General features: G+C 59.9%; 11 protein-coding genes. 5 read left to right on the top strand and 6 right to left on the bottom strand.

Annotated elements, in window-relative coordinates; translation table 11 throughout:
- Positions 1-148: 148 nt before the first annotated feature.
- Entirely contained in the window at positions 149-1,651 is a 1,503-nt protein-coding gene (mqo, locus tag QKE52_RS01160; protein WP_046648068.1) for a malate dehydrogenase (quinone), read from the bottom strand.
- 300 nt (positions 1,652-1,951) lie between these two features.
- On the opposite strand from mqo, the gene QKE52_RS01155 reads away from it, so the two are divergent.
- The 4 genes from QKE52_RS01155 (at position 1,952) to QKE52_RS01140 (ending at position 5,602) form a co-directional block, all read left to right on the top strand.
- Entirely contained in the window at positions 1,952-2,965 is a 1,014-nt protein-coding gene (locus QKE52_RS01155; RefSeq protein ID WP_049155451.1) for an alpha/beta hydrolase, read from the top strand.
- 56 nt (positions 2,966-3,021) lie between these two features.
- A complete protein-coding gene (gene mtr / locus QKE52_RS01150) occupies positions 3,022-4,407 on the top strand; it encodes a mycothione reductase (RefSeq protein WP_046648067.1) in 1,386 nt (461 codons plus the stop codon).
- A 341-nt stretch (positions 4,408-4,748) separates the two neighbouring features.
- Positions 4,749-5,165: a hypothetical protein gene (locus tag QKE52_RS01145; RefSeq protein WP_049155406.1), complete on the top strand. Its 417-nt coding sequence runs from the start codon at positions 4,749-4,751 to the stop codon at positions 5,163-5,165.
- A 35-nt stretch (positions 5,166-5,200) separates the two neighbouring features.
- Positions 5,201-5,602, top strand: coding sequence for a hypothetical protein (locus QKE52_RS01140; RefSeq protein ID WP_070515645.1), 402 nt, complete (start codon positions 5,201-5,203; stop codon positions 5,600-5,602).
- A gap of 232 nt (positions 5,603-5,834) precedes the next feature.
- Here the strand turns inward: QKE52_RS01140 and map are convergent, their stop codons facing one another.
- The 5 genes from map to dxr all read right to left on the bottom strand — a co-directional run bounded on the left by map (position 5,835) and on the right by dxr (position 12,327).
- Positions 5,835-6,707 carry a type I methionyl aminopeptidase gene (map, locus tag QKE52_RS01135; protein ID WP_347947890.1) on the bottom strand — a complete coding sequence of 291 codons (873 nt, stop codon included), beginning with the start codon at positions 6,705-6,707 and terminating at the stop codon, positions 5,835-5,837.
- A gap of 69 nt (positions 6,708-6,776) precedes the next feature.
- Complete coding sequence (locus QKE52_RS01130; RefSeq protein WP_347947889.1) at positions 6,777-8,627, bottom strand: penicillin-binding transpeptidase domain-containing protein; 1,851 nt, start codon at positions 8,625-8,627, stop codon at positions 6,777-6,779.
- Positions 8,628-8,684: 57 nt separating this feature from the next.
- Positions 8,685-9,848, bottom strand: a complete 1,164-nt coding sequence (gene ispG, locus QKE52_RS01125; protein WP_046648061.1) for a flavodoxin-dependent (E)-4-hydroxy-3-methylbut-2-enyl-diphosphate synthase — start codon at positions 9,846-9,848, stop codon at positions 8,685-8,687.
- 64 nt (positions 9,849-9,912) lie between these two features.
- A complete protein-coding gene (locus QKE52_RS01120) occupies positions 9,913-11,121 on the bottom strand; it encodes a site-2 protease family protein (RefSeq protein ID WP_347947888.1) in 1,209 nt (402 codons plus the stop codon).
- A gap of 15 nt (positions 11,122-11,136) precedes the next feature.
- Positions 11,137-12,327: a 1-deoxy-D-xylulose-5-phosphate reductoisomerase gene (gene dxr, locus QKE52_RS01115; protein ID WP_347947887.1), complete on the bottom strand. Its 1,191-nt coding sequence runs from the start codon at positions 12,325-12,327 to the stop codon at positions 11,137-11,139.
- Between the two features lie 154 nt (positions 12,328-12,481).
- Here dxr and QKE52_RS01110 point away from each other — a divergent pair, with 154 nt between their 5' ends.
- Positions 12,482-12,931 carry a DUF2631 domain-containing protein gene (locus tag QKE52_RS01110; RefSeq protein WP_046648059.1) on the top strand — a complete coding sequence of 150 codons (450 nt, stop codon included), beginning with the start codon at positions 12,482-12,484 and terminating at the stop codon, positions 12,929-12,931.

Genomic DNA, 12,931 nt, shown 5'->3' with positions numbered 1-12,931 from the left:
CCCGCGCGGCTGGGGTTCTCTCTATCTCTCGCATGCGCTCTCTCAAACGCACAACATAAGTATGGAGCATCCTCCTTGGCGAAGCGTTCCGATGCACTGGACGCTTCCTGCCAGTTACTGAGAGTTACCTGCGAAGCGAAAAGCGGGACTACTTGGACTCAAGCTGCAGGGTCTTCTGCGTGTACTCCCACATCTCCTCGTAGAGCTTCTTGTCCTTGGAGAGCTTGGTGCCGTAGGACGGAATCATTTCCTGAATCTTGTCGCCCCACTGAATCATGTGCTCACCGAAGCAGCGCTCCAGCAGCTCGACCATGATGGCCGGGGTGATGGAGGCACCCGGGGAAGCGCCGAGCAGGCCGGCGATGCTGCCCTCGGGGTTGTTGATGAGGGTGGTACCGAACTCCAAGGAGCCGAACTGCGGTGCACCCGCCGGCTTAATGACCTGGACGCGCTGGCCAGCGATGACGGTCTCCCAATCGGCCGGATCGGCGCTCGGGACGTATTCCTTGAGGGTTTCGACGCGCTTGTCGAAGTCCTTGAGGACCTCAGTAACCAGGTACTTGGTCAGGCCGAACTCCTGTGCTGCCACGCCCAGGTAGGAGGTGATGTTGTCCGGACGGATGGACTTGAACAGGTCCAGGTAAGAGCCCTTCTTCAGGAACTTCGGGGACCAGCCACCATAGGGGCCAAACAGCAGGCCTTCTTCACCGTCGATGACACGGGTGTCCAGATGCGGCACGGACATCGGCGGAGCACCGACGGCAGCCTTGCCATAGACCTTGGCGTGGTGCTGCTTGACCAGCTCCGGGTTCTTGGAGCGCAGCCACAGGCCAGAGACCGGGAAGCCCGCGAAACCAGAGACCTCACGGACACCTGCCTTGCGCAGCAGATCGAGCGCGTAACCGCCCGCGCCGACGAAGACAAACTTGGCGTGGACAGCTTCGTAATCACCGGTGTGCAGGTTCTTTGCTACCACACGCCACTTGGAACCGTCACGCTTAATATCGACGACCTCGTGGCCGTAGCGGATCTCGGTGCCTGCAGCCTTAGCTGCGGTGAAGAACTGCTTAGCCAGGGCGCCAAAGTTAACGTCAGTACCGGCATCGGTCCACGAAATGGCCACCTTCTGGGAGCCGAAATCGCGGCCCTCAGACATCAGGGGCAGCTTCTCCTGGAAGGTGGCGTCATCATCACTGAACTGCATGTTGGGGAACATGTGATTGTCCTTCAGCGCGTCGAAACGGCGCTTCAGGTAATCCACCTGAATGGAACCCTGCGCGAAGGACACGTGCGGAACCGGGTTGATGAAGGCCTTCGGGTCAGTGAGGATGCCGTTGTTGAGCTGGTGGGACCAGAACTGGCGAGAAACCTGGAACTTCTCGTTGATGTTCAGGGCCTTGGAAACGTCAATGCGGCCGTTCTTCTCCGGGGTGTAGTTCAACTCGCACAGTGCAGAGTGGCCCGTACCGGCGTTATTCCACGGGGAGGAGGACTCAAGAGCAGGACCGTCCAAGCGCTCGAACACCATCTGAGTCCAGCTGGGCTCGAGTTCACGCAGCATGGCGCCGAGGGTGGCGCTCATGATACCTGCACCAATGAGTGCGACCTCAACCTCGTCTACTACTTGTGCTGTCTTCTTATCGGAGGACACTGTACTTATTACCTCTTAGAGTCGATGTATTCGATGTGGTCAAATGCCCTGCGCATGTGGGTGCGCAGGGCGCGGTGAGAAAGCGCTCGACGATGCTAAGGCCAAGCCGGCATACAGACCTCCACTCAGGAAGATCCGTCAAGCATTAATTCCACCTTACGCCCCTTCCTGCGAAATAGGCATTCCTCGAAACATAAATGCCCGAATCCCAAACCACCACCCCTTTTGAGGTGCAGGGCATATCAGCTCAGCTCCCCGCCCATCCGAACGGATCTGACCGCACGACCTATCATGAACTCCATGACATTTGACAAACTCGAATGGTCAGAAGATCTTCTCGGCCCAGACTTTCAGGCTGCCACGCTCGAGCTCGGCACCGATCCCGATGGCGAAGGCGATGTCTGCGCGACTCTCGTGCGCTACAGCCCCGCCGCCAACGCCCACGACGATCGCCCCGCTCTAGTGTGGGTCCACGGCATGACAGACTACTTCTTCCACGAGCACGTTGCCCGCTACTTCTATGAGCTCGGCTACGCCTTCTATGCAGTCGATTTGCGCAAATGTGGTCGCTCCCGCCGGGAGGGACAAACCTGGCACTACATCAGTGATGTGCAGTATTACGATGCCGACCTCAACGCGGCCCTCGACGCCCTCCCCAACCCACGTGTCGTCATCATGGGACACTCCACAGCCGGCACCATCATCGCTCTGTGGCTTGATCGTCTTCGCCGCCACGACCCCGCGCGTTTCAGCCGTATCGCCGGTGTCGTTTTCAACAGCCCTTGGCTGGCCATGATGGGAATGTCGGACGGCGCTTATGAGGTGGTCAAGCGCATAGTTTATGCCGGCGCTGCTATCGCTCCACGCGTCGAGCTACCCGCCGGGGATCTCACCACCTACGGGGAATCCATCCATTCCCACGAACAGGGCGAGTGGGATTTTGATCGCCGCTTGAAACCGCTGGGCGGGCACGCGAAATACTTGGGCTGGGTCGCTGCTGTTTTCCACGGCTTCGACGCCATCCATTCCGGGCGTATCACCATTGGAGTTCCACTGCTGACGATGACCTCGGCGCGCTCACAACTTGATCAGCCCTATAGCGAGTCCTCCAACACGGCCGATGTCGTCGTCGATGTCCGGCAAAGTCAGCGCTGGGCTAAGGAGCTGAGCTCGCGCTACACCCTCCACGTCGTCCAAGATGGCCGCCACGACCTTTTCCTCTCTCGGCCCGAACCGTTGGAGGACGCGCTGAATGCCGCGGCCGAGTGGCTTCGCGTCGTTGCGCCGATAAACGCAGAACAGCGTGCTCAGTAAGTGTGCGCACTGCGCGCTCTTCGACCTCCAGAAGCCGCGGCTGTAGAACCTTTACAATGGTCGCCATGACTTCTGCACAGCACTTTGATCTCGTCATCATCGGCACCGGGTCGGGAAACTCCATCCCCTCCCCCGAGTTTGACGATAAATCTATTGCCATCATTGAAAAGGGAACCTTCGGAGGCACCTGCCTCAACGTAGGCTGCATCCCTACAAAAATGTACGTCTATGCGGCCGACGTTGCGCTTGCTGCGCGTGAAGCCACGCGCCTTGGCGTCAGCGCCCACGTGGACGCTGTGGACTGGGAGGGCATTGTCAAGCGCGTCTTCGACAACCGCATTGATCTGATCGCCCAAGGCGGCGAAGAGTACCGCCGCGGCGAGGAGACCCCAAATATTACGGTCTTTGACCAACACGCGCGGTTCATCGGACCAAAGACCCTGCAGGTGGGCGATGACATTATCACTGGCGACAACATCGTCATCGCTACCGGTTCGCGCCCGGTACTACCTGAGCCCTATGCCAGCGCAACTGCCCCGATCCATACCAACGAAGACATCATGCGCCTGGATAAGCAGCCCCGCAGCCTCATCGTTGTCGGCGGTGGCTACATCGCTATGGAGTTCGCCCATGTCTTTGACGGCCTGCGCACCAAGGTAACCGTGGTCAACCGCTCGGAGACATTCCTCCGCTTCCTCGATGAAGAGCTACGCTCACGCTTCAACGACATCCTGCGAGAGCGTTTCGATGTCCGCATCGGTAGCGCCACGGCGGTGGAAGAAACCGCAGACGGTGTGCGCCTCACCTTGGATAACGGTGACGTCCTGGAAGCAGAGGCAATCCTTGTCGCCACCGGCCGCCAGCCTAACGGCGACCTGATGGATCTCTCCGCCAGTGGGATCGAGATGCACGAGGACGGACGCATCAAGGTCGACGAGTACGGCCGCACCACTTGTGAGGGCGTGTGGGCGCTGGGCGACGTCTCCTCGCCCTACATGCTCAAGCACGTCGCCAACGCGGAGCAGCGAGCAGTGCAGCACAATCTGTTGCACCCAGAGGATCTTCAGCCCATGCCCCACGAGCACGTTCCCGCCGCCGTCTTCACCCACCCGCAGATTGCGACCGTGGGCCTCACCGAAGCCCAGGCCCGCGAGCAGGGCTACGACGTCACAGTGAAGGTACAGAACTTCGGCGATGTCGCCTATGGCTGGGCCATGGAGGATTCAACGGGCGTCTGCAAGCTCGTGGCCGACCGCTCGACCGGTCAGCTCCTCGGCGCTCACCTCATGGGCCCGCAAGCCTCCACTCTCATACAACAGTTAATCACCGCAATGAGCTGCGGCCTCGACATGCGCACGTTCGCCCGTTCACAGTATTGGATCCACCCGGCGTTGCCGGAGGTCGTCGAAAATGCCGTTTTGGGACTAGAGTGGCTAGAGTGATCGTTACAGATCGTTCAGTGATTTATTTCACACTACCCTTGAACTAATTTCCCCTTATTTATCTATTGGCATTACAAGGCCGCCTTAACGCCCGCAACATCACTCAGCCAGCTTTCAGGGTTTAACCCAATTTGGGGGTACCCCTGCCGCTTGCGTAAAAGAACGCTCCAACTAGCGTGCATTTTGGCTGACCGTTGGATAGGTTTTATACAGACACCGGAACGAGTCGATGGTCTCTGTCGGCTCAGTGTGTTTTGGGGATACCAAACTCATCCCTATCCCTGTGAATCGAGGCTCCTCCGCCAGGAGGCCTTGCACGTACGACATTAAGGAATTTTGATATGCGTATCCGCAATGCAGCCCTCGCCGGCGCTACCGCTCTCGCAGTTGCCTTCGGCGGCTCCACCGTTGCCACCGCAGCCACCTTCGACGGCTCCAACACCACCGAAGCTGTCGAAGACGCAAAGGGCGGTCAGCCTTACGACAAGCCTGAGGGCTCCCTGTCCTCCAAGGTTGGCGGCTGGTTCAACGTCGACGAGGACGACAACATCGGCACCGAGGCTGACGGCCGTGCCATCTTTGGTTCCTCCAAGTCTGAGCACTGCGATGAGGGCGAAGCTGGCGAGTGCACCACCATCGGCGACCAGCCGACCTGGGCCAAGACCTTCTACGGCGTAGGCGTTGCTAGCGCCGTCGCTTCCATCGCCGGCCTCATCGGCGTGGTCTACAACTTCTTCGTCCACGGCCCGTCCTTCTAAGACGCCCCACACACTTTCCGAAAGGCTTAAACTTCATGCGTAACTTCCGCACCGCCGCTGTTGCTGCTGCAACCGCCGCCTCCGTTGCTTTCGCTGGCACCTCCGTTGCTTTCGCTGCTGAGAACACCGAGGAAACCTCCCTCTCCTCCGAGCTGTCCTCCGCAAACGAGAAGGTCAAGAAGGACGACAGCGACGCTACCCTGTCCTCCAAGTGGGGCGACGCTACCGAGGGTGACAAGAAGGTCGCCGGCGCCGACCTCTTCGGCGAGAACACCGCTGATGGCACCACCAACCCGACCTGGGCTAAGGCTTGGCGTGAGGGCACCTACGCTGCTATCGGCTCCGCCATTGCAGGTGCCCTGTTCGCTGCGTACAACTTCGCTGTGTACAACCACATCATCCCGGCACACGTGCTGGACCCGATCTTCCGCCGCTAATTAGTACGCGGACTCGCTGATTAGCTCAGCGCCTTAGAAAGCGCCCATCTCCTTTTACGGAGGTGGGCGCTTTGTCTATCTCCGACCTCTGGCGCAACGGGCGCACGCACCCCCTCCAAACTGACGAAAGTGCTCCGGATCCTTTGAAGAATCCGGAGCACTTTCGTCAACAAGGGCAGCTCTGTGCGTCTTAAGAGGTACTGTCTTAAGACCGAGCCTTACCGCCTCTTAGCTAGTCGAGTTCACCAGGCAGGGTAAGGATCTCGTTGCCGTCATCGGTGATAACGATGGTGTGCTCGAACTGGGCGGTGAACTTGCCATCGGTGTTCTGGACGGTCCAGCCGTTGTCCCAAATCTCATAGTCCAGCGAGCCCAGGTTGATCATCGGCTCGATGGTCAGCGTCATTCCTGGCTCAAGGATGTCGCGGTAGGCCATAGAGTCGTAGTGCAGCACGACGAGGCCGTTGTGGAAGGTGGGGCCTACACCGTGGCCAGTGAAATCGGTAACCACGTTGTAGCCGAAACGATTGGCATAAGACTCAATAACGCGACCAATAACGTTAATCTCACGGCCGGGCTTCGCCGCCTTGATGCCGCGCATCATCGCTTCCTTCGTGCGCTCCACCAACAGCTTGTGCTCCTCCGAGACATTGCCGGCGAGGAAGGTGGCGTTGGTATCGCCGTGCACACCATTCTTGAAGGCAGTGACGTCGATATTGACGATGTCGCCATCCTCAATCACCGTGGTATCCGGGATGCCGTGGCAGACAATCTCATTGAGGGACACGCAGCAGGATTTCGGAAAGCCCAAGTACCCCAGCGTCGACGGGTAGGCACCGTGATCGCACATATACTCGTGCGCAACGCGGTCAATCTCATCCGTGGTCACACCGGGAGCCACAGCCTTTCCGGCTTCCTGCAGAGCGTTGGCCGCTATGCGTGAGGCCTCACGCATAGCCTCAATGACCTCCGGGGTCTGCACAAACGGCTCGCCCTGCGCTTCCTGGACCGTATCCTTCCACACGTACTCTGGGCGTTCGATATCCTTCGGTACCGTGCGGATTGGAGTATCTTTTTCTTGTTTCAGCATCGCGCGCTTAGTCATAACTACTCATGGTAGCCCTCTTCCCCAGCACCCGACAAAGAGCACCATTGGCACGCTCATGAGCGCGCGCTACTGCTCTTGTGCGGGAGCAACCTCGCCGTGGCCTTCCGCGCGGAGGGCATCCAAACGCTGTAGGAAGTTATCAGTGATGTTGACGGAAATCGTCGAGCCACCGCCCAACACCACGAGTGTGGCAAAAGCAATGTCGTCATCGCGGAAGCCGGTAAACCACGCGTGCGAGCCATCGTTGATTTCTGCCTCACCGGTCTTTCCATAAATGGTTCCCTGTGCTTGCATACCCGCCGCAGTACCGCTCGCCACCACCTGACGCATCATGTCCCGTACCTGATTCAGCGTCTCCTCACTCGGCGCGGAGACCTCCTCGGAAACCTTGGTCTCCCGTGTCTCGATGAGAGTCGGCGTCGGGGTCTTGCCAGCCGCTACCGTCGAAGAAACAAGCGCCATGCCAAAGGGAGAGACAAGGTCAAGGCCCTGGCCATAGCCGGCTTCCGTGCGTTCAAGCGGGGTTTCTCCCTCTGGGATCGATCCGGTAATCGTCGAGAGCCCCGGCACCTCGTAGTCGATGCCCAGCCCGTATTGCTTGCCCACGTCGCGAAGCTCACCCTTGGGGAGGTCGGTCGAGATCTGCGCGAACGTGGTGTTGCAGGATTGTGCAAAGGCTTGGCGCAGCGGTACCGAACCGAGCGAGAACCCGTTGTAGTTGGTCACGGTGCGCCCGTACAGATCCATGGTGCCCGGGCAGGGCACGATGGAATCTGTGGACAGGCCTTGCTTGTCGACGCCCGCCGAGGCCGTAATAATCTTGAAGACCGATCCGGGAGGGAACTGGCCTTGGAGGGCGATGTCGCCCTTCTTATCTGCTTCCGGGGTTTGCGCCACGGCCAGAATTTCGCCCGTGGAGGGGCGCATGGCCACAATCATGGCCTCGTACCCGGGGTGCAGATTAATGGCTTCTTGCGCAGCACGCTGAACGTCATAATCCAGCGAAACCTTGATGGACGGAGCCGCTTCGGGCTCGTGATACTCGACGTCGGATAGCGCAGCCCCGTGTTCGTTCACGACAGAGACGGACCAACCATTCTTGCCATCGACTTCTTCAGAAACCATGGATCGCACACGGGAGAGGATGTCGGGTGCCAGGCCGGTATCGCGAGTGATGAGCGCCGGCTCCTCATTGAAGCGAATCCCCTTCTGGTTTTCCAGGACGGGACGCAGCCTCGCTGCCTGGGCCTCGTTGAGCATGGTGACCGAGTAGGAGCCATCGATTCCTTCGAGGTTTGTGGCAAGTTCGCCAGAATCAACCTCCGGAATGGAATCATCCTCCCGATGCGCTTGGCTCAAAGCGCCGGAAACCTTAGCTGCCAGCGGGCGCGGGTCATCAACAGCGTCGGTATCGACAACAAGGCGGTATTGCAGCCCCGGTGACATCAGCTCAACGCCATCGGAGGAGACCACGCCCGCGCGCTTCGGCGCGACTGAGCGCAGCTCGAGGTGCTGGTGCGCTCCGAGATCGGGGTGAATGATGCTGGGCTGCCAGCGGACAGTCCAGTCCTTGTCCTTGCGAGTTAAGGCCATGGACGTGTCATAGCGGAGGGAACGATTACGCGGCAGCGTCCACGTCACTGAATAGTGCGCGGTGGCCTGAGCCTCTTCCTGATCTACCCCGGTCAGCTCGACGTCGAGGCCCTCTGCTTGGAGGCCGGCGAAGGTGGCGTCGAGGGTGTGCGTGGCGGTGGTTCCGTCATCGATCAGCTGTACCAGCTCTTCATTGTTGCGAGTTTCCATGCTCTCGAGAAACTCTTCTGCAATTGGGCGTGCGGACACCGGCTTGGGGGTACATCCCACCACAGACGACGCCGCGAAACCTACCGCACCCAGCAGCGCCACGAACCTCTTCATGCTTGGGCAGCGTAGCAGCCTGGGGCGGCGCGGCGGCCACCCCACACCGCAGGCGTGCTACTTGGTAACGCGAACCTCAGCCTTGGCGCCTTCCACGGCCTCGAGGCCTTGCTCCTCCGCCAGGCGCATCGCTTCTTCGATCAGCGTTTCCACGATCTTGGATTCAGGAACGGTCTTGATGACCTCACCCTTGACGAAGATCTGGCCCTTGCCGTTACCGGAGGCCACACCGAGATCTGCATCGCGGGCCTCGCCCGGGCCGTTCACCACGCAGCCCATGACGGCCACGCGCAGCGGGAATTCCATGCCGTCGAGGCCTTCGGTGACTTCGTTGGCCAGCTTGTAGACGTCCACCTGTGCGCGACCACAGGACGGGCAGGAGACAATCTCCAGCTTGCGCGGGCGCAAGTTGAGGGACTGCAGGATCTGGTCGCCGACCTTGATTTCTTCCACCGGATCCGCCGAGAGGGACACGCGGATGGTGTCGCCGATGCCTTCGGCAAGCAGGGCGCCGAAAGCAACCGAAGACTTGATGGTGCCCTGGAATGCGGGGCCGGCCTCGGTGACACCAAGGTGCAGCGGATAGTCACACTGAGCGGCGAGCTGACGGTAGGCCTCTACCATGACGACTGGGTCATTGTGCTTTACGGAAATAGCGATGTCTCCGTAGCCGTGCTCCTCAAAGAGGCCAGCTTCCCACAGTGCGGACTCGACGAGGGCCTCCGGGGTTGCCTTGCCGTATTTCTCCATGATGCGCTTGTCCAGGGAACCAGCATTGACACCGATGCGAATCGGAATACCGGCATCGCCCGCCGCCTTGGCAACTTCCTTCACGCGACCATCAAATTCCTTGATATTGCCCGGGTTGACGCGAACAGCGGCGCAGCCGGCGTCGATGGCGGCGAAGATGTACTTGGGTTGGAAGTGGATGTCGGCGATCACGGGGATCGGAGACTTCTTGGCAATCGCCGGCAAAGCCTCCGCGTCCACCGTCTTCGGGCAGGCAACGCGAACAATATCGCAGCCGCTGGCGGTCAGCTGGGCAATCTGCTGAAGGGTGGCGTTGACGTCGTGCGTCTTCGTCGTGGTCATCGACTGCACGGAAATGGGGTGATCAGAGCCCACACCAACCTGGCCAACCATGAGCTGGCGCGTCTTGCGGCGCGGCGCCAAGGTAGGAGGTGGGCCGTCGGGGATTCCAAGACCAATAGGGGTCGACATGTGCGCTCCTTGCTAATTGGGGTTTAACGCCCCCACTCTAGCACCGCACAAGACAGCGGGATCACTAGCCAAATAGCCGGATCGGGTTGACCACATCCGCAATCATGATGAGCGCGCCCACCGCCATGAGGAGGAAAGCCAGCACATAGGTAATTGGCATGAGCTTGGTATAGTCTGCCGGCCCCTTCGGCTCCTTGCCCATGAGGCGGCGCAGAGCATCGCGGATCTTCTCATAGATGATGACGGCGATATGGCCGCCATCGAAAGGTGGCAGCGGGATGAGGTTGAACAACGCGAGGAAGAAGTTGAGGGTAGCCAGCATCATAAAGAAGGAAGACCACAAGCTGCGCTCCACTAGTTCGCCGCCTACGCGGGAAGCACCCACCACGGACATCGGCCCGTTGACATCGCGCTCCTGCCCGAAGATGGAAGCCACCACACCTGGAATCTTTGCGGGGAACTGGGCGATTCCCTGGACCGTAGCGTCCAGCACGAAGCCCGTGTACCGAGCGGTCGCTGGGAAAGCTTCGATAAAGGAATAGGTTTCGACGATGTCGATGATCTGGTTGGTCATGCCGATGGCACCGACCTCCACCAGCTGCCCCTCAGCGTTGAGGCGAGTCACGGTGGCCAGGGGAATGTCGAAATCACGTGGTGCGCCATCGCGCTCCACTGTGAGGGTAACGGTTTCGCCCGGGTGGGTCATGACGGTGTCTCGAAGCTGGGCGAAGGAATCCATCGTTTCACCGTTGAGCGCTAGAACAATGTCCCCTGGCTCCACTCCCGCTTCACCCGCCGGGCTCTTCCCTTGACAGGGCTCGAGGTCACCAGCGGAATTCTGATTCGCCGTGCAGGACACTTCACCAACGCGCGGGCGCACATCCGCGTCTGGGTTGGGCAGGCCCGTGGTCATGGCAATGATCAGCAGGATAATGAAACCCAACAGCAGGTTGACCGTGATTCCACCAGCCAGCACGATGATGCGCTGCCATGCCGGCTTCTTGTACATGGCGTAGGGCTCTTCCTCCTCGGTGAGGAACTCATCCTGCGCCGTCATGCCCGCGATATCGCAAAAGCCACCCACTGGAAGAGCTGCGAGGCCGTATTCGGTGTGGCCGCGCGTAAAGGATGCGACGCGCGGACCAAAGCCAATGAAGTAACGCCGCACACGCATACCGAAGGCACGGGCGGTGAACATGTGGCCTGCCTCGTGTAGGGCAACGGTGATGCCGATCCCCAAAGCGAAGAGGATAATACCGAGGACATTTGCCATAAACTCTGAGGCTTTCTAACGAGCGAGTGAATCCACCAACGCATTTGCGCGGTGGCGGGCCTCGCCTTCCACGGCGAGGACATCATCGACGCTAGAGGGTACACCAGCGAACTCCGAGGCCTCACCCACGACGTGGCTAACAACGTCAACAATTTCCGGGAAGTGGATGCGGCCCGCCAGGAAAGCAGCTGCTGCCTCCTCGTTCGCAGCGTTATATACAGCGGCATGCGTGCCGCCGGCAGCGGCTACCTCCCGGGCAAGGCGAACGGCCGGGAAGGCTTCGTCACCGAGCGGCTCGAAGCGCCAGTCATGAGCGGTGGAAAAATCCAACGCCGGCTGGGCACCCGGCACGCGGCGTGGCCAGTCCAGCGCCAAGGAGATCGGCAGCTTCATCGACGGCGGGGAACACTGCGCAATCGTGCAGCCATCGGTGAAGGTGGCCATGGAGTGCACGATGGATTGGGGGTGAACGGTGACATCAATAAGGTCCGGGTGGATGTCGAACAGCAAGGTCGCCTCGATGAGCTCAAGGCCCTTATTCACCAAAGTCGCCGAATTCAGGGTGTTCATCTGCCCCATCGACCACGTCGGGTGCTGCGCTGCTTGCTGCGGGGTGACATCCCACATCTCCTCGCGGGTCCACCCGCGGAAGGGACCACCAGAGGCGGTAAGAACGAGGCGCTCGAGCTCCACACCGCTGCCCGCACGCAGACACTGCGCCATGGCGGAATGCTCGGAATCCACCGGAATAATCTGCCCCTCCCCCGCCAAGCGGGTGACGATGGAGCCGCCGGCGACGAGAGATTCTTTGTTCGCCAACGCCAACAGCTCGCCCTTCTCCAAGGTGGCGATGGTGGATGCCAAGCCCATGGATCCAACAAGCGCGTTGAGAACCTTATCCGCATCGATGGCCTTGACAAGTTGTTCTGCGGAGTCTGGGCCCGACAGCACAGCGCCGCCGAGAGCCTCGGAAACGGTGCGGGCTGCTTCGGGCTTAGCGACGGCCACGTGGTCAAACGAAAGGTTGAGAGCGCGGGCCTGCTCTATGACGAGCTGTGGGTTGGACCCACCGGCAGCGATACCCACGACTGTGAATTTATCCGGATTATCCGCGATAACGTCCAGAGCCTGGGTGCCAATCGAACCAGTAGAGCCGAGAATCAGAATGCGTTGGGTACTCACCCTGTTCACCCTAGCCGGAGTCATAGGCGCTCCGATAGCGAAAGGCGGGGGTGTTTAATCGCGGTTGTCGGCAGGATCATTTAAACTACTACACAGAATAACTGGCATTTTTCGTGCGCTCGCTCGAGTCAACAAGTTCTAACCAGGGTGAGCTGCATGTACACGCAAAGGAGAGCAAGTGTCTTCCCACAAGCCGGCATCGCAGGTTTTCGACGGCGTATCCACCGATGACGTCCCGTCCGCAGGTTTCGGTTGGTCCCGCATCAGCCGCTCGGGCGTACAGATCGCCGGTTGGACGTCCGTCGTGTTCCTGCTTGCTTATAACTTTGGTAACCACAAGGGCCACGTGGAGACGATTTGGCTCATCACCCTGGCAGTCCTTATCGCCCTCGGTTTGGTGATTTACGCTCTGCAGCCGAAGCTCTCCCAGGTGCGCACCCTGACCGCCCGTAACAAGCCGGTAGGCCACGAGGAGCCGGACTGGGCATACGAGCAGAAGACCGTTCACAACGTCTACGCTTCTCTGACTGATGATGAGCTGCGTGCCCTCAACATCGAGCCTTCTCGCGTTGCCCACCTTCGTGGTGTGACCGAAGGCCGCCACGCTGCCAAGCCGGTGGCTAACTAA

It is taken from the genome of Corynebacterium sp. c25Ua_47 (genome assembly GCF_039907205.1).
Lineage (GTDB): Bacteria > Actinomycetota > Actinomycetes > Mycobacteriales > Mycobacteriaceae > Corynebacterium > Corynebacterium hiratae.
This window is presented reverse-complemented; position numbering and strand designations above follow the sequence as displayed.